The sequence below is a fragment of the Tenacibaculum caenipelagi genome (assembly GCF_004363005.1).
GTDB lineage: Bacteria > Bacteroidota > Bacteroidia > Flavobacteriales > Flavobacteriaceae > Polaribacter > Polaribacter caenipelagi.
In genome coordinates, this window is record NZ_SNYH01000007.1 from 213,074 (window position 1) to 231,638 (window position 18,565).

An 18,565-nucleotide genomic window follows, 5' to 3' on the forward strand; every position below is an offset into this window, starting at 1 on the left:
CTCGTTTTTTCAAGGTGCAAAGGTAATTTTTTTAATGGAATTTAAAAAACGTTTACAAGTATTTTTCCGTAAAAAAATTAAACAAAAAAAAGCCCCACTTTCGTGAGGCTTATTTTATATAGAAGTATCTATTAAATTACTTAACTAATTTAATTTCAACACGTCTGTTTTCAGCTCTACCAGCTCTAGTTTTGTTATCAGCGATTGGATAATCTTCACCAAATCCTGCAGAAGTTAATCTATCAGCAGCGATTCCTGCTTTGTTTACTAAATAATCTAAAACAGCTTTAGCTCTTTTTTCAGATAATTTTTGGTTAGTAACGTTAGATCCTGAACTATCTGTGTGACCTTGGATATTGAAGTTAGCTTTTGGATACTCCTTCATGATTCCAGCGATTAAATCTAATTTACCAGTAGTTCCAGTTCTAAATGTAGATCTTCCAGAGTTAAAGTAGATAGCTCTTGCAAATTCATTTAATTTCTTAACAGCTTCTTCTTTAATTACTACTTCTGGACATCCGTTGTTAGATGCAACACCAGCTTCGTTTGGACACTTATCATCTTTGTCTAATACTCCGTCTCCGTCAGTATCTGGCCAAGGGCATCCGTTGTTTTCAGCTGGACCAGCAGTATCAGGACACTTATCTTTTCCGTCTACTACACCATCTCCATCAGCATCAGGACATCCGTTGTTAGCTTGAGTTCCTTTTTCAGTTGGACAAGCATCATCTTTATCAGCAATACCATCTCCATCAGCATCAGGACAACCATTTAAAGCAGCTAAACCAGCAACTTCTGGACAAGCATCGTCAGAATCTTTGATTCCGTCTCCGTCAGTATCAGGACAACCGTTAAATTCTTTTAATCCAGCAACTTCTGGACAAGCATCATCTTTGTCATATATTCCGTCTCCGTCAGTATCTTTACCTCCGAATCTAAATACTAAACCGATTGAGTGTTGGAAGTGATCGCGAACTTTATCACCAAATTCCTTCTTTCCTCCTGTTTGGAAGTTTAATCCTAAATTATCATTAAACCAAGTATTGAATCCAGCACCAACATTTAACATACCTTCACCTTCATCAGCTAAAGAAGTATAACCTCCACCAACATATACATAAGGATCCCACCAACCAGTTTCTCCGATCAAGTTGTTTAAGTCATACTTTACATTAGCATCGATAGCCCAGTAAAGCTCATCCATATCATCTTCTGTAGCAAAAGTTTCAATTTTGTTTAACGATCCAGCTAACTGTAAAGTAAACCCGTCGTTTAAATATCTATCAACAGTTACTCTTGAAATTGAAGGCAAGATATTCCAGTCACTAGTACCGATATAATCTTTAGCATAATCTCCAAATTCTGAAGGGATTCTAATGTCTACGGCATTAACCCCGAAACCAACCGCCCAAGGGTTGTTTGAATCCTGTGCGCTAACGTTCACAGCAGTAAACGCAAATAAAGCCATCACAGCTAATTTTAATTGTTTCATTATTAAAAATTTAAATTAAAAGTTCGTTTATATATTCGCAAATGTAAGTTGTTAAAACTTATTTACAAAAACAAATCTACAAAAACTTATAAAAAATGCAAGTTTTTGGGTAAGATATTTATATCACGTTTAACTCCTTCCCAACCTTAACAAATGCACTTATAGCCTTGTCTAAATGCTCCTTTTCATGAGCCGCTGAAAGTTGTACTCGGATTCTTGCCTGCTCTTTCGGAACTACTGGATAAAAGAATCCAATTACATAAATACCTTCTTCTAACAACTTATTTGCCATTACTTGTGACAACTTTGCATCATACAACATTACTGGTACAATAGCAGCGTCAGCTCCAACCAAATCAAAACCTGCTTTTTCCATTTCTGTACGGAAGTAGTTGGTATTCCATTCTAACTTGTCTCGTAAGCTAGTATCGTTAGACAACAGATCAAACACTTTTAAAGACGCTCCTACAATAGCTGGTGCTAATGAATTTGAAAATAAATACGGGCGTGAACGCTGACGTAAAATTTCAATAATTTCTTTTTTTCCTGTAGTGTATCCTCCCATAGCTCCTCCAAGAGCTTTCCCTAAGGTTCCTGTAACAATATCAACTCGATCCATTACATTTTTTAACTCTACAGTTCCACGACCAGTTTTTCCAATAAACCCAGCTGCGTGACATTCATCTACCATCACCATAGCATCGTACTTATCAGCCAAGTCACAAATCTCATCTAACTTTGCCACGATTCCATCCATAGAGAAAACTCCATCAGTTACAATAATTTTAAAACGATGACCTTGTTTATTTGCCTCAATTAATTGCTCTTCTAAAGATGCCATATCATTATTGTTATAACGATAACGAGCTGCCTTACACAAACGAACCCCATCAATAATAGAAGCATGATTTAAACTATCAGAAATTATCGCATCTTCACTTGTTAATAATGGTTCGAAAACTCCGCCATTTGCATCAAAAGCTGCTGCATATAATATTGTATCTTCTGTTGTATAAAAATCTGCAATCTTTTTTTCTAATTGCTTATGAATATCTTGTGTACCGCAGATAAAGCGTACTGACGACATACCAAAACCATGTGTATCCATCGTATCTTTTGCCGCTTGGATTACTTCTGGATGATTTGACAATCCTAAATAATTATTGGCGCAAAAGTTAATCACTTCTTCTCCTGTTGAAATTTTTATCACTGCATCTTGTGACGAAGTAATGATACGCTCTGATTTATATAACCCAGCATCTTTGATATCTTGGATCTCTTGTTCTAATTGTTCTTTAATTTTTCCGTACATAATTTATGTTTGAAAGTTGTTTGCTATAAAAGGTCAAAGTTAGTTTTTAAACTTCTTCAACCAAAATTTCTTCATCTATATATATAAGTAGTTTTTTCTGTGCCTTAAATTTCATCGTTTGTAAAACCCTTTCATACCTTAACAATTGTTGATGATATGCTTTAGAAGGTTTTCCTGTTTTGTAATCAATAATTACTACTTCGTTATTTCGGTTAAATACTAGCCTATCTGGGATTACAGTTTGACCATCAACATCTACAATTTCTCGTTCATTATACACAGTTACCTCATCAGAAAAATAACTTTCTAACTGTGGGTGATTTACAATATGTTCAATAATTTTAACTACTTCTTGTGTTTTCTCTTGAGGAAGAACTCCTTGTTGCTCATATCGAAATACTACATTACCAATATCTTTTACTGTGATTATTTTTGCCATCATTTCGTGAATCAAATTACCAAACTCAATAGCTTTTCCTTGTTCAGTATCCCATAATTTAGAAGCACTTGCTAGCATACGAATGTTATGTTCTTGCCAAGGTGTAGAAATAAATGTTTCTTGAATTTCTGTAGTATTGATATCTTTCTTAGATTCACTTACCCTTACTGGGTTCCCTATAGCATATTCTAATTGCTCTTCATTCCATAAATTTTGAGCTTTTAAGTAATTGATAAAAATCCCTGAGTAAAAATTAGTATTCTCTTCTCCTTTTGATGAAATCTTTTTTTCTGTTACAATATGCAATTGTTCTACTGCTCTTGTCAATGCAACATACAACAAGTTGAAATTATCTAACTCTAATTCTTCTCTTTGTTGTTTGTAAATCTCCAAGCCTCTATCGTTCACATAATTTAAATCTTTAGTAAAAGGAACCAACAATTCTTTAAATCCATCAAAATTATCTGGCAATTCATTTAGCCAAACTTTCGGATTCACTTGTCTATACACGTCTAAATCGTACGGAAAAATTACTACTGGAAACTCCAGTCCTTTCGATTTGTGAATCGTCATCACTTGTACTGCATTTCCGCTTTCGGGAACTACTATACTTAACTTATCTTTTTTGTCTGACCAAAAATCTAAAAACTCTTGAATACTCGTCCCTCTTCGTTGTTGCTCCAAAACCACGTCTAAGAAAAACTGTACATATGCATCTGAAGAAGTAATTAGCTGAAAGCCTCGTATAATTTCTTCTACTTTTTCATAAAAGGGTAACTGATGAAAAGATGCCAACTCAAAAGAAGCTCCATAGTCTCTTAACTGTTGAAAAATCATTTCGTTTGGTTGATGTATAAACTCAGCAATAAACGAATGTCTTTCTTCTGCAACTCTTAAGTGTTCCTGTAAAAAATAAAGCATTTCTAAACAGGTTTCTTTATCGTTAGGATGTTGAATTACCTGTAAAACATCCATAATAAAATTGACTTTCGAACTATTTTTTAACAACAAAGTTTCTGAAGAAATGATGTCGATTCCATTTTCTGACAGATAATTTGCCACAGCTATTCCGTCTTTCTTTTTACGAACCAGGATACAAATTTCATTCAAAGAGAATTCAGCTTCTAGTTTCTTAACAATCTCTAAAACCTTCTTTGGGTATTTTATCAGTTCCTCCTCTTTATCTTCTTCTTTTTCTAAAAAAGAAAGTGACACAAACCCTCCTTTTTTTGAGTTTTCCAGCTGCTTATTTCCATCAATAAACAATTGTTTGTACGATTCGTTTTGTAAGAAGTTTGCTGTATGTTGAAAAAACTGATTGTTAAAATTTATCACCTCAGTATAACTCCTAAAATTAGTCTCTAAGGTTTTTACTTCTTTCGGAATTTGAAACGGGTTATCTTTTTCTGAACCCAATCCTATAAATTGTTCTGATTTCCCTCCTCGCCAACGGTATATAGCTTGTTTTCCATCACCTACTAATAGCAAATTACTATTTTCTTGCGCCAATGCATTATCGATTAACGGAATTAAATTTTGCCATTGTAAAGTGGAAGTATCTTGCATTTCATCAATGAAATAATGCATAAATCTTTGACCAATTTGCTCATAAATAAACGGAGCGGGTTGGTCTTTAATATTATCAGAAATTAACTGATTGAACTCGGCATTCAATCGTAAATTATTTTCTTCTTTTAAATGTGAAAGTTCTAAGTTGATATTGTTTAGAACTGCCAATGGAATTAAACTTTTTAGCGCCAAGTTGTTCATTAAAAATTGCTGATACAACTGCTCAGACTCTGTATACAAAAGGAGTAAGTCTGGCAAAATTCCTTCAATCGCTATTTTTATATCCTCAGATTTTGACTTGGCATAAAAATTATTTTCTTCAATTCGTTCTCTAAGAGCACTTTGATCAAAAAATTTCGCTTTTTCAGGGTTTTTAGCTAACGCTACAAAATGATTAGGCAGCATTGATCGATAAAAATCTTTATGATCTAACTGCATTGTTTCAATCATTTGCAAAGCCTCTTCACCAATTTCTTTCCAACGTTTTTTTATTTCCTTTTGATGTTTAGATAATTTCGTTTTTAAATTAGTAAAGTCTCCTAGTTGTTTATCTACTAGTTTTCTGAAGTGTTGGGTATCGTCTTCATTCAAAAGAATTTTAGAAAACTCATTCAGTTCACGAGAAATATCCCACGATTTATCATCATCAGCTTTATCTAATGAAAAATCAATCAATAGCTTTGTTAAAGCTTCGTCTGTTCCTATTTTAGATATGAGTACATCTATCGCTTCATTCAACAACGAAACTGCATCCATTTCTACTTCAAAATTGAGAGGCAATCCTAAGTCATAAGCAAAACTCTTAATGATTTTATGTGTAAAACTATCAATCGTAGTAATCGAAAACGCTGCATAATTCCGAAGAATTTCGTCTAATATTTTTTTACTTCTATCTTTTACAACATTTCGATCAAGTGAAATTTCTTCTAAAATAATCTCTAGTAGATCATTACTTTCTCCTTCTGAAAAAACTTGTAGATTGTGTAACACACGTTCTTTCATTTCTCCAGCTGCTTTATTGGTAAACGTGATAGCCAATATCTTTTGAAAACGGAAAATATCTTCAGATTGCAGTAGCACCTTTAGATATTCTTTTACTAAAGTAAAGGTTTTACCACTACCTGCAGAGGCGTTGTATACTTGAAATACAGAAAGATTTTGCACCACTAGATTTTAACGCAAAATACAAAAACCAAGTAAAACTGTTTTTGTTGGTACTGTTTATTTTTCAACTACTTTAAGAAAAGATTCTCCAAACCTGAGCTACTAAAAAAGTAACTACAAAACCAGCTATTACAGGTAAAATAGATGCAATAGTCGTCCATTTTTTACTTTTCGTTTCTTTATAAATAGTATAAATCGTAGTACTACAAGGATTATGCAATAAACTAAACAACATTACATTTACTGCCGTTAACAAAGTCCAACCCCCAGCTTTTAAAACATCTCCTGTAGCAGTTACTGAATCTAACTCAAACATTACTCCAGCACCTGCACCACCTCCAATACCCACTACCATTACAGTAAGCATTAAAATAGTTGGAATTACAATTTCATTTGCTGGTATCGCTACTATATAAGCCAGTAAAACTACTCCGTTTAACCCCAATAAGAACCCAAAACCATCTAAAGAATGTACTAACCAAGCAGCAATACTTTCACTACCTATATATATATTACAGATTAACCAAATAACCGCACCTGCTGGGGCTGCGAAAACAATAGCTCTCCATAAAACAATCAACGTTCTATCAATCAAAGAGGTATAAATTGTTTTCCAAAATACTGGTGGACGGTATGGAGGCAATTCTAAGTTAAAAGTGGAAACTTCACCTTTTAATACCGTTTTTGACAGCGCCCAAGAGAAGAAAAACATGAAAAAGATTCCTAAAACAGCTATTCCAATTACTGCAGATAACGAAGCTAAACTTGAATACGACTCTGGCACTACTGCACCAATAAATATAGTTGCTAGTAATATTTGTGTTGGCCATCGACCATTACACAAAGAAAAGTTATTGGTTATTATAGCAATTAATCGCTCTCTAGGACTATCTATTATTCTTGTTGCCACAACTCCTGCTGCATTACAGCCAAAGCCCATACTCATAGTTAAGGCTTGTTTTCCATGCGCACCTGACTTTTTAAATAATGCATCCATATTAAATGCTACTCTTGGCAAATACCCAAAATCTTCTAACAAAGTAAAAAGTGGGAAAAAGATAGCCATTGGCGGTAACATTACCGCAATTACCCATGCTACAGCTAAATACACTCCGTCAATTAAAAAACCTGACAACCACCAAGGGAAATCCAAGAAGTTTGCTCCGTTTTTTAACATCGGGTGAATCATATCCAACAGTAAACTAGCCAACATAGAAGACGGATAATTGGCTCCTATAATGGTAAGCCAAAGCACTACTCCTAAAAGGAGTAACATTATTGGAAACCCCCAAACTTTACTTGTTACAATTTTATCAATTTGAGCATCAATTCTAAACCTTCTTTTTTGATCATCTTTTTTCACAGAACTTTCTACTATTTTAGAAGCCTCTGCATAGATACTCTCTGATAAAACGTCGTGAAAATCATCTCCTATTTGCCATCGAAGATCTTTAGATAACTCTATTATATGTTCTATATTTTTAGTACTCATTCCTCTACTTCTTATACAAACTTTCCTGTTCTTAAACCTTCTATCACTTGCTTATCTCCTTCTAATAATCGAAATGCCAACCACCTACTATTCGCTATCGTTGGGTATTCTTTTTTTATAGATGTACTAAGCTCTTCAACTGCTTTTTCAATATTTTTCGGAATGTTTTTTATTTTATGTGGTTTACATGTAATTTTTCGATTTGCCAAATCACTTATAGTCTTAAGTAGCTCTGGAATTCCCTCTTTAAATCTTGCACTTGTTGCAACTACAGGAATTCCCAAATCTTTAGCCAATATTCGCGCATCTACTTCTATGTGATTTCGCTTAGCTTCATCCATTAAATTCAAACACAAAATGGCGTGATCAGTAATTTCTAATATCTGCAATACTAAGTTTAAATTTCGCTCTAATCTACTTGCATCTACAACAATTACAGTAAGTGTTGGTTTTCCAAAAAGAATAAAATCTCTAGCCACTTCCTCATCCTCTGAAGTAGAGAGCAATGAATAGGTACCTGGTAAATCTACCAACTTATATTTTTGTGCATTGTACTCAAACGCTCCTTCTGCTCTTGCCACTGTTTTCCCTGGCCAATTACCTGTATGCTGGCGTAAACCTGTTAATGCATTAAAAACCGTACTCTTTCCTGTATTAGGATTTCCAGCTAACGCAACCACAAAATCAAAACTCTCAGTGTTTACTCCTAATTTTTTCAACCCTTCTGCATTATAGTGTGAACAGGTTTCGCATGCACTTTTTGTTTGTTTTTCCATCTCTATTCTTTTTTAATCAGAATTTTAGAAGCTTGGTTTTCTCGTAAAGCGATAGAGGTTCCTTTTATTAAAAAAGCCGTCGGATCTTTTAACGGATTTCGTAAATCTACCTCTACGATGGCTCCTCTTACAAAACCTAAATCTAACAATCTTCTTCTGTTTTCTCCTCTACATTCTTTGGAAAGTCCTATTATTTTTGCGACTTCATTTTCTTGTAAACTAGATAAACGCATAATATTTTCTTCGGATACTGCTTGATTTTCTAAAACCAAAACAGTAATATTTCCCGCTACTACTGGCGCTAATACAAATTTCTCTCCTTCTGAATGAAACACTACTCGCATTCTGTTATTTTCAACTACACGAATTTGAGAATCTAAATGTATTTTTTCTGCTAATATTTGTTTGTATATAATTTCTGGTTCATCTTCTATATGAATAATCCGACCTACTGCACCAACCGAAAGCTCTGACAACGAAACACCTTTCTTAGGCGCTACTTTCCCTGTTTTAGTAGGAATAGGATCCCCATGAGGGTCATATTTAGGATCACCTAAAAGCTCTGACAACTTGTTCGTTTCATCAACACTTAACTCATGTTCTTTTCGTTCAGCTCTTTCGTGCCATTCTTTCTTATCAAAACCTGTTTTTTCTGACAAAAACTTTTCCCACAACCTATGTGCTCTAACAATTTGCAGTGCATATTCATTCCCTAACTCAGTCAATCGAAAAGAATCATTTTCCATGTAAATAAGTTCGTTTTCAATCATCTTACTAATGCTTTCGATAAGTAATTGGTTATTATAATTCAGCTTATCTGTCAAATCATTTGTCGTCAAATTTTTATTAGACACCTGATTATGATAGAGAAGCTTTAAAATATCTTCTATAATTGTTTTAGTCTTAGACTTGTAATTTTTTTTCAATAGAAAATAAATCCCTTTTGTTGGTCTGAAAACATAATACAATAATATAGTTAAGCTAAAAAATACAAGAAGAGAAACTACAGGATTTATTGTACTCATTGTTTTTGTATATATAAGTTATTAGCTATTTTATTTGAAACTGAAAAAGTTTTACCTTCCATTTCTATTACCAACGAACCATCAAAAGGTTCTTTATCTAATACTTTTATTTCTTTACCTAAAGAAATTCCTTGTTTGTCTAAAAAGCGTAAAAATTCTGACGAGCTATCGTCGACTCCTACACAAACTCCCCTCTCATTTTCTTTTAACGTTGATAACAAACTTTTTTCTATCATTTGTAAATTACCTTCTTTATCTGGAATTGGATCTCCGTGTGGATCTCTCTTTGGATACCCCAAAAACGCATCCAGTTCATTTATCAACTTAGGTGATTTAATATGCTCTAACTGTTCAGCTACTTCATGCACCTCGTCCCAAGAAAAATTCAAGGTATCAACCAAAAACACTTCCCATAATCGGTGTTTTCTAATAATATTAGCCGCTATTTTTTTTCCGAAATCAGTTAAAGTCACTCCTTGATACTTTTTATACACTACCACTTTTTTATCGGATAGTTTTTTTACCATATCGGTAACCGAAGACGCCTTGGTTTCTAATTTTTTAGCAATTGAATTGGTACTAATTCCATTTTTAGAATCAGCGGTTAAATGATACATTGCTTTTATATAATTTTCTTCAGACTGGCTAAACATTTTAAACTTTTAGGTTATACAAATGTACTAATTTTGTTTTATATAAACATATTTTTAGTCTTGTCTAAAATTTAATTTATATTTGCATAAATTTTTAGTTAACAAATCTGTTTTATCAGTAAAAACATTTAAGATGAAAAAAATTATTGCCCTTGCAATTATATTACTATCAAGCAATATTAATGGACAAACTTTAAAAGGAAAAATTACCTCTACTACAGGTGAAGCAATTCCTTTTGCTTCTATTTTTATAAAAGATACAAATACAGGAACTACTGCTGATGAACATGGTAACTATGAACTAAAAGCTACTAAGGGCAAACTCGCTATAGTAGCTTCAACTATTGGTTTTTTATCAGAAAGAAAAATTATAACATTACATTCATCAGAAGAAAAAATAGTAAACTTTACACTGACAGAAACCGCTGAAATTTTAGATCAAGTTACTGTTACTGGAACTCGTACCGATAAACGTCGTACAAATAGTCCTGTTATTGTAAATGTTATTAATAGCCAAACATTAGCAAATGTACAAGCTTGTAATTTATCAGAAGGATTAAAATTTCAAACAGGTTTACGTGTCGAAACTGACTGCCAAACTTGCAACTACACTCAACTACGTATGAATGGTTTAGCAGGTGGATACTCTCAAATTTTAATTAATGGCCGCCCTATTTTTAGTCCATTAACTGGGTTATATGGTTTGGAACAAGTACCTACCAATATGATTGAACGTATAGAAGTAGTTCGTGGTGGAGGTTCTGCCTTATACGGGTCAAGCGCTATTGGTGGTACAGTAAATGTGATTACTAAAATCCCCAAAAAGAACAATTATAGTATTGGTTATACCTATCAAAACACCAAAGGAACTTCTGATCATATAATTGCTGGAAACACCACTATAATTAATGAGAATCGTAATGCAGGAGCTTCCTTCTTTATCAACAACAGAAGAAGAGCAATGTACGATGCTAATGACGATAACTTTTCTGAACTTCCTGAATTAAAAAACAATTCGTTCGGAACTAATTTGTTCTTCCTTCCTACGGAAAATCAAAAAATAGAAGTTAACTTTAGTAAAATGAATGAATACCGCTACGGTGGAGAAATGGTTGATAAAGCACCTCATTTTGCTATGCAATCTGAAGAACGTGTACATGATGTATATGTAGGAAATGTTGATTACCAAATTAATTTTAATGATAATAAAAGTTCTATCATCTCTTATTTTGCTACACAGTATACAGACAGAGAACACTACACAGGAATTCGTCCTGATGAAAATACACCTGAAGACACCAAGCACTTAGCAAATCCCCCATATGGGAACTCTACTACCACTACTTTTCAAGGTGGTTTACAATTCAACCACAAGTTAGAAGAGTTCTTAGGAGGTAACAATGTTATAACTATTGGAGGCGAGTTTGTACAAGACGATGTTTTTGATGTTATTGATGCATACGAGTACAAAGTAGACCAATTAACTCAAAACTATGGTTTCTTTTTTCAAAGCGATTGGGAAATTTCTAACAAATGGAATTTATTAACCGGTGTACGATACGATAACCACACATTAAACGCACTAAAAGACGACGGTACAGAAAAAAACATCACTAACAACGTTGCTAGCCCAAGAGTATCTTTATTATTCAAACCTTTTGAGAATACTCAAATTAGAGGAACTTGGGGTACTGGTTTTAGAGCTCCGCAAGCTTTCGATACTGATTTACATATTGCCTTTGCTGGAGGTGGAGTATCGCGAGTAGTGTTAGCAGATGATTTAAAAAGAGAGCGTTCTAATAGCTACACATTTTCATTTAACTATGATAAACCTACCGAACATTATATTTACGGCTTTACTATTGAAAGTTTCTACACTAATTTAGAAAATGCTTTTTACCTAGAACCAATTGGTGAAGATACCTATGGAGAAGTCTTTGAAAAGAGAAATGGTGATGGAGCTGTTGTACAAGGAATCACTTTAGAAACACGATTGAATTACGATGGAATTTTACAATTAGATGCCGGATTTACCTATCAGTCTAGTAGATATGATACCGCAGTAAACAACTCAGATGATTTACCTCTTAAAAGAGATTTTTTACGTACACCTAGTACATACGGTTATGCTACTGCAACCTACACACCTAATCAAAAGTTTAAAACTGCTTTAAACTTAGTTTATACAGGTAGAATGGAAGTACTGCACTTAGCTTCAGAACTTCCAAATATTACAGCAGATGAATATTTTACTTCACCTTCCTTTTTTAATTTAGGAATTAACAGCAGTTATACTTTCGAAATAGATAAACTTAACACAAACATAGAACTTACTGCAGGGATTAAAAATATTTTTGATGACTATCAGCCTGTATTTGATACTGGTAAAGACCGTGATAGTAATTTTATTTATGGTCCAGCCTCACCCAGAACCTATACGTTGGGAGTAAAATTTACAAGTAATTAATATTGAGGTAACACATGCACATTTGATTAACATTAAATAAACATTCTAATAATGGAATCGTAATTTCTACATAACATTTGCTTTACTAATTAACTTGAATTTTGCAGAATAAATAAACAGAATTCAAAGATTAGAATGAAAAAAATATTATTTATAGCTTTTTTAAGCTTATGTAATTTAACATTTTCTCAAAGTAAACATGCTGTTGCTGGTACTGTTACAGGTAATGTTACAGACAAAGAAATGAATGGAGAAGCATTGCCTTTTGCTAATGTTTTTATCAAAGGAACATCTATCGGAGGAACAACTGATATGGATGGTAAATATACACTCAATGTTCCTGCTGGTAATCAAACCATTGTTTTTAGCTTTATTGGATATCAAACTATTGAAAAACCAATTACTGTAAAAGCTAGCGAAAGTTTAATTGTAAACCAAGAATTAGGCGCTAATGAAGGAGTTACGTTAGACGAAGTAAAAATCAACGCAACAGTTAGTAGAGAAAAAGAGAGCGCATTACTTTTAGAGCAAAGAAAAGCGACAGTAATTAAAGAAAGTATTGGAGCTCAAGAATTATCTAAGAAAGGTGTTTCTGATGCTGCCACTGCTACTACAAAAGTAGCCGGTGTATCAAAACAAGAAGGTTCAAACAAAGTTTATGTTAGAGGTCTAGGAGATCGATATAACACGACTACTCTAAACGGTTTACCTTTACCTTCTAATGACCCAAGATTTAAGAATATATCTTTAGAACTTTTCGGAACCGATATGATTCAAAATATTGGAGTAAGTAAAACTTTTTCGGCTAATTTAAGCGGAGACGCTTCAGGCGCAAATATAGATATAGCATCTAAAGAACACTCTGGAAGCTCTTCAATGAATATTGGTTTTTCTTCTAGCGCAAACACACAAACAACAGGTAAAAGCTTCAAAACAATAGATGGTACAAACTGGTTTGGTATTGCCAACAACACTAAACATAAAGTAACTAGACTTGATGTTTTACCTTTTACAGACAATTTTACTCCAAACAATACTCATGCTGCTTTGAACACAAATTTATCAGTATCAGGTAGCAAAAGATTTCAAATAGGTGAAGAATCTAGTCTATCTATGTTTTTGGTTGGAGCCTTTGGAAACAAATACAATTTTAGAGATGGAACTTCTATAAATTACCTTAGAAATGATGGATCTACTGGAAATAGTTTCACATCTGCAAAACAGTATAATTATGAAACCTCAAAAATGTTAATGGGGAATTTTATCTATAAAATGAATAACAATCATAGAATTTCTTATAACTCATTATTTATACACTCAAACAATCAAAACATACAAGATTATTTTGGCAAGAAGCCTGATGTTGCCGATTCTGAAGGGGTATTTGCAAACATAATTCTTCAAACAGAAAATCAAAACAGATTATTTGTAAACCAATTATTAACTGAACATAAACTCGGTGAATCTATTGATTTAAACTTGGGGGCTGCATATAACATAGTTAATAATGACGAACCTAACAGAAAGAAAAACATCTTTGTAATTAATGAAAATGACAATACTGTTAAGTTTGCTTCAGGTGCTGCTAGAAACAATAGTAGATACTATCATAATTTAACTGAAGATGATTTCGTAGCTAAAGCTAACTTGATTAAGTATTTCGGTACTAGAATTAAAGATGAACACAAAGCCAAAATAACTTTAGGTTATGAGTTCAGAAATACTACCAGAGATTTTAGAGCTATCTATTTTGATTACGATTTAGCAGCTCCTACAGAAGTTGACCCTAACAATGTTAGTCAAGTTTTAAACCAACAATCATTAGACAATGGAGTTTTTAGATTAAAAACTGGGTTTGGATTTGGTGATAACGCTTTAGATCCATTCACCTATGATGCTGACAAAATGACTAATGCGGCTTATGCAATGTTAGACTATCAGATAACAGATAAATTCTTTATCAACATTGGTGCTAGATACGAAAATATCTGGTTGGATGTTGCTTGGAAGACTAACTTAACAAACTCTACCAATGATAATGGTGGACCTAAAAAATTAAGAGATAGTTATATCTTACCTTCCTTAAACTTGAAATATGATATAAATGATGATAACTTACTTAGATTATCTGCTAGTAAGACATATACCTATCCACAATTTAAAGAAGTAGCTCCTTTTGTTTATGAAGGCGTAGATTATCAAGAAGAAGGAAATGAAAACTTACTACCTTCAACAAACTACAATTTTGATTTAAAATGGGAAATGTTTCCTACAAGAGGAGAGTTAATTTCAGCTAGTGTTTTTGCAAAATATATTCAAGATGGTATTAACAGAATAGAATTAAATGCTGCTTCTGATAACTTTTTCTCTTTCTACAATACAGGAAACACTACCATATACGGAGCTGAAGTAGAATTAAGAAAACAAATACTTAATTTTTCTCAAGATGATTACAATGAAAACATTAAACTAGGCTTAAATGCCACTTACATGAATACAAATCAAACATTTAATGTAACAAACCAATTTAACCCTACTAATTCAGAAGAACCTACCGAAGGAGCAGCTCCTTTTTTATTAAATACTGATATTTCTTACAACTACAAAAAAGACGATAAAGAAATAATAGCTACTTTAATATTTAACTATCAAGGTGAAAAGCTTTATAGTATTGGTTCTGTAAATGGTTTACAAAGTATCTACCAAAAATCTTTACCTAGGTTAGATTTTGTATTCAAAAGACAATTCAACAAAAAGTTAGGTTTAAAATTTAGCGCTAAAAACTTATTAAACCCTAGCTATGAAATGTATAGAGATGTACCAAATAAATTAATAACCAAATCATTTAAACGAGGAATCGATTTTTCTCTTGGGTTATCTTATAATTTATAATTATTAATGTTTTATTAAACTTAAGGTAATCCTTACATGAAACGACATTCTCACATTTGCAACACAATTTTAATAAACTTAAAACGAAAAATGAAAACAATTAAATTATTATCAATTTTAGCAGTTTCTGCATCATTAATGGTTGGATGTTCAGATGACGATCCTGTTACTCCTCCAAGCTCAAAATTTGACTTAGAAATTAATGGACAAGATGATTTTGACCCTAAAGACTTAAAAGGAAACGTTAATGCTGATATCACTTTAAAGGCTGGGGTTGAATATTTATTAAGTAGCTCTTTAAGAGTTAAAGAAGGAAAAACGTTAACTATTGAGCCTGGAACAGTAATTAAGTGTAAGGCTGGTGGTACTGATGTTTATGTAGCTGTTGAAAGAGGCGCAAAATTAGAAGCCCAAGGAACAGCCTTACAACCTATTGTTTTTACTTCTGATGCAATTAGCCCTAGATTAGGTGACTGGGGAGGTATTGTTATTGCTGGTAAAGCTAAGACAAACAAAGGTGCTGAAGCTGAAACTGAGGTAGCTGGTTTAAAATATGGTGGTACTCAAGATGATGACAATTCAGGAACCTTAACTTATGTTAAAGCTGAATACACAGGTGCTAAAATTAATGGAGACCAAGAATTTAATGGCTTTTCTTTTTACTCTGTAGGTTCTAATACAACTATTAATAATTTATTCATTTCTAACGGAGCTGATGATGGAATAGAATTTTTCGGAGGTACTGTTAATGTAACAAATGTAATGTGTGTTAACATTAAAGATGATATGTTTGACTTTACTGGAGGTTATACAGGAACTATGAACAACATGTTTGGAGTAAGAGAAAATGGATTTAACGATGCTACTGAAGACCCAAGAGGTATAGAGGGCGATAGTAATGGTTCTGACCCAGCTGCCTTACCAGTTTCTACTCCTACAATCAAAAATGTAACAATATTAAATTTATCTAGTGTTACTGCATTAAAAGCAGGAGCAGAAATTAGAAGAGGAACTTATGCTACTGTTGATAATGCTTTATTTGCTGCATATGGTGACGCTACTTTTGGAAATTTAATTGACACAAAAGATGATAAGGGCAACGGATCTTTAACAATTACCAACTCTTATAAAATGGGAACTGTAGGTGATAACAAAATAGGTGGTGAAATTGATGGAACCGTTATAGAAGATACTGAAGCTATTACTGCTGACGGTGATAACTTAACTGTAAAAGCAGGTAGAGGAGCAGACTTTACTGAATTTACTTGGACAGGATATACTTTAAAGAAGTAATCTAACCTCTAATAAATAAAAAAACCGAGCAAATTGCTCGGTTTTTTTGTGCAAAATTTATCATTTTATAACTCTATATAAACATTAAAGACTATTTATTACCATACTTTTAGTTCTTAAATTTTAAAAATTATATTATGAAAAAAATTATTTTATTATTGCTATTATTTAGTCTTCAAATCGCAAATTCACAAACAAATTATCACAGATTTGACACTTATTCTTCTAAAGAAAATGCTTGTACTGAAAATAAAGCAGATTTGTTTTCAGTAAAAGTAAATATGGATGCATTATTAAGAGTGGGAGGTTGTTACATTATTGATTTCGGAAGTGAGTTTAACTTAGGAACTAGATATGCCATAGTAACAAACAGAAGTGAAGGTAGAGGTGATGCAGATTTTGATTTAGTAGGAGAGACTTATGAAGGTGTGAATCCTTGCCTAGGAGGTGATTACAATTATCATAGATTTGAAATTTTCAATTCACTTGAAGACAGTGAAAAATCGGTTTGTGGTTATTCAGTTTCTGGTCAAACATTTAAAGTTAACATCGCATTTAGCAACCTTTTATCTCTTGATAAGGTATATAAAATAGATTTTGGGAGAAATTTTAATTTGGGAATTAAATACGCTAAAATTTTAAATCATTCTCCAGGAAGAGGAGATGCCGATTTCGCTATTCATTCAAATGCAGTTATAGAAACAATTACAGTTAATTGTCCTTCAGATAACGATAAGGATGGCATTGAAGATTCTGTTGACAATTGTCCTAACACTTCAAATGCAAATCAAAATGACGTCGATAGTGATGGTATTGGTGATGCATGCGATTCACAAGATAATAGAGATTCAGATGGTGATGGAGTACAAAACTGGCAAGACAACTGCCCAAATCAAGCAGGTCCTTCTTCTAATAACGGATGTCCTGTTGGGGATCCTGATTTTGTAGTTATTGGAATGTCCATCGATGCTGGAGGAACTTATACTAGTACAGATACTTCTGGAGCATTAACTCTTAGAACTAACCAAAACCATAAATTCTGTGTTAACATTAAAAATATAGGAGTTACAACTGGTACAATTAACAACACGGCTTTAATTTTAACAAACAGCTCAAGCTTAAATAGTTCAAGGATTGTTGCTAACCTTCCTTATCCTAGTTCTTCGTTAAGCATAGCACCAAATCAAACTAAAGAAATGTGCTCAGAAGTATATATATGGGATAATTATTTAGGTTATAACCTTTCTAGCTTTAATTATTTACATGCTATAGCAGACTACAATGGAAATACGTCTGAATCTAATGAAGGTAACAATCAGGCTTATACTAGTGTTAATTCCTCTTCTTTTAAAACTCCAACTCAGTTAACCATCCATGATGTAAATGGGAATAAAATCAATGAAACTACAATCAACAATAAAACAGAAGAAACTGATGTTATTAAAAACCTACCTGAAGGTTTCTACTTTATTGATAAAGACGGTAAAAAAAGTAAAATTTATAAAGAGAATTAATATTCTTTCTCTTAATAAAAAAACCGAGCAAATTGCTCGGTTTTTTTGTTTATTCTTTTATATCAGAAAGGTTATATAAAAAATCTTCTAATTTTTTTAATTCTTTTGGTGGGTTACCAGCATCAAATGTATTTGATCTATATTCCTTATCTGCTATTTTAATAATGAATTCTGCATGCAAAGCTCCATCTGTTATTCTCTTTTCACTTGGTGCTTTTAAGTTTGCTATTTCTTCTAAATTTAGCTCACTAACCACTTTCTTCAACTCCTCTATTTGTTCTTTTGAAACTTCTTTCGTTCCTTCACCTTGATTTGATTTGTATAACAGTTTACTTCCTTCAACTGTTATCTGAATTAAACTTCCTCTAGTTTGGGCTTCATAAGTGATTGTATCAAATCCTTTTGGCGTGTTTTGTGCTGCACAGTTCATCATTAATAAAAATACTACTGGGGCTATTATTTTTAGGTATTTCATCT

10 protein-coding genes and 1 pseudogene are annotated in these 18,565 nt (G+C 32.8%); 4 read left to right on the plus strand and 7 right to left on the minus strand.

Features of this window, described 5'->3' with window-relative positions; all coding sequences use genetic code 11:
* Positions 1-136 precede the first annotated feature (136 nt).
* The 6 genes and pseudogenes from DFQ07_RS15290 to DFQ07_RS15315 all read right to left on the minus strand — a co-directional run bounded on the left by DFQ07_RS15290 (position 137) and on the right by DFQ07_RS15315 (position 9,922).
* Entirely contained in the window at positions 137-1,492 is a 1,356-nt protein-coding gene (locus DFQ07_RS15290) for an OmpA family protein (protein ID WP_133538123.1), read from the minus strand.
* Positions 1,493-1,610: 118 nt separating this feature from the next.
* A complete protein-coding gene (gene kbl, locus DFQ07_RS15295) occupies positions 1,611-2,804 on the minus strand; it encodes a glycine C-acetyltransferase (protein WP_133538124.1) in 1,194 nt (397 codons plus the stop codon).
* Positions 2,805-2,850: 46 nt separating this feature from the next.
* A complete protein-coding gene (locus DFQ07_RS15300; RefSeq protein WP_133538125.1) occupies positions 2,851-5,976 on the minus strand; it encodes a UvrD-helicase domain-containing protein in 3,126 nt (1,041 codons plus the stop codon).
* Between the two features lie 73 nt (positions 5,977-6,049).
* Positions 6,050-8,244 (minus strand): annotated as a pseudogene (feoB, locus tag DFQ07_RS15305) (ferrous iron transport protein B).
* 2 nt (positions 8,245-8,246) lie between these two features.
* Positions 8,247-9,269 carry a metal-dependent transcriptional regulator gene (locus DFQ07_RS15310; protein ID WP_133538126.1) on the minus strand — a complete coding sequence of 341 codons (1,023 nt, stop codon included), beginning with the start codon at positions 9,267-9,269 and terminating at the stop codon, positions 8,247-8,249.
* The gene (locus tag DFQ07_RS15315; RefSeq protein WP_133538127.1) at positions 9,266-9,922 is read right to left on the minus strand and encodes a metal-dependent transcriptional regulator; all 657 of its coding nucleotides are present in this window, start codon (positions 9,920-9,922) and stop codon (positions 9,266-9,268) included. The genes DFQ07_RS15310 and DFQ07_RS15315 overlap by 4 nt, the downstream gene beginning before the upstream one ends.
* Before the next feature lie 133 nt (positions 9,923-10,055).
* Between DFQ07_RS15315 and DFQ07_RS15320 the strand changes: the two genes are divergently transcribed.
* The 4 genes from DFQ07_RS15320 to DFQ07_RS15335 all read left to right on the plus strand — a co-directional run bounded on the left by DFQ07_RS15320 (position 10,056) and on the right by DFQ07_RS15335 (position 18,088).
* Positions 10,056-12,389, plus strand: coding sequence for a TonB-dependent receptor (locus tag DFQ07_RS15320; RefSeq protein ID WP_133538128.1), 2,334 nt, complete (start codon positions 10,056-10,058; stop codon positions 12,387-12,389).
* Positions 12,390-12,524: 135 nt separating this feature from the next.
* The gene (locus tag DFQ07_RS15325; RefSeq protein WP_133538129.1) at positions 12,525-15,281 is read left to right on the plus strand and encodes a TonB-dependent receptor; all 2,757 of its coding nucleotides are present in this window, start codon (positions 12,525-12,527) and stop codon (positions 15,279-15,281) included.
* Positions 15,282-15,371: 90 nt separating this feature from the next.
* Positions 15,372-16,574 carry a hypothetical protein gene (locus tag DFQ07_RS15330; RefSeq protein ID WP_133538130.1) on the plus strand — a complete coding sequence of 401 codons (1,203 nt, stop codon included), beginning with the start codon at positions 15,372-15,374 and terminating at the stop codon, positions 16,572-16,574.
* Between the two features lie 137 nt (positions 16,575-16,711).
* Positions 16,712-18,088, plus strand: coding sequence for a thrombospondin type 3 repeat-containing protein (locus DFQ07_RS15335; RefSeq protein ID WP_133538131.1), 1,377 nt, complete (start codon positions 16,712-16,714; stop codon positions 18,086-18,088).
* Between the two features lie 49 nt (positions 18,089-18,137).
* Here the strand turns inward: DFQ07_RS15335 and DFQ07_RS15340 are convergent, their stop codons facing one another.
* Positions 18,138-18,563: a hypothetical protein gene (locus DFQ07_RS15340; protein WP_133538132.1), complete on the minus strand. Its 426-nt coding sequence runs from the start codon at positions 18,561-18,563 to the stop codon at positions 18,138-18,140.
* Positions 18,564-18,565: the final 2 nt, after the last annotated feature.

Excerpts from the sequence above, each read along its gene's own strand:
- kbl (WP_133538124.1), bottom strand. The coding sequence starts at position 2,804 with ATGTACGGAAAAATTAAAGAACAATTAGAACAAGAGATCCAAGATATC.
- DFQ07_RS15325 (WP_133538129.1), top strand. The coding sequence starts at position 12,525 with ATGAAAAAAATATTATTTATAGCTTTTTTAAGCTTATGTAATTTAACA.
- DFQ07_RS15315 (WP_133538127.1), bottom strand. The coding sequence starts at position 9,922 with ATGTTTAGCCAGTCTGAAGAAAATTATATAAAAGCAATGTATCATTTA.
- DFQ07_RS15340 (WP_133538132.1), bottom strand. The coding sequence starts at position 18,563 with ATGAAATACCTAAAAATAATAGCCCCAGTAGTATTTTTATTAATGATG.
- DFQ07_RS15320 (WP_133538128.1), top strand. The coding sequence starts at position 10,056 with ATGAAAAAAATTATTGCCCTTGCAATTATATTACTATCAAGCAATATT.
- DFQ07_RS15335 (WP_133538131.1), top strand. The coding sequence starts at position 16,712 with ATGAAAAAAATTATTTTATTATTGCTATTATTTAGTCTTCAAATCGCA.
- DFQ07_RS15290 (WP_133538123.1), bottom strand. The coding sequence starts at position 1,492 with ATGAAACAATTAAAATTAGCTGTGATGGCTTTATTTGCGTTTACTGCT.
- DFQ07_RS15310 (WP_133538126.1), bottom strand. The coding sequence starts at position 9,269 with ATGAGTACAATAAATCCTGTAGTTTCTCTTCTTGTATTTTTTAGCTTA.
- DFQ07_RS15330 (WP_133538130.1), top strand. The coding sequence starts at position 15,372 with ATGAAAACAATTAAATTATTATCAATTTTAGCAGTTTCTGCATCATTA.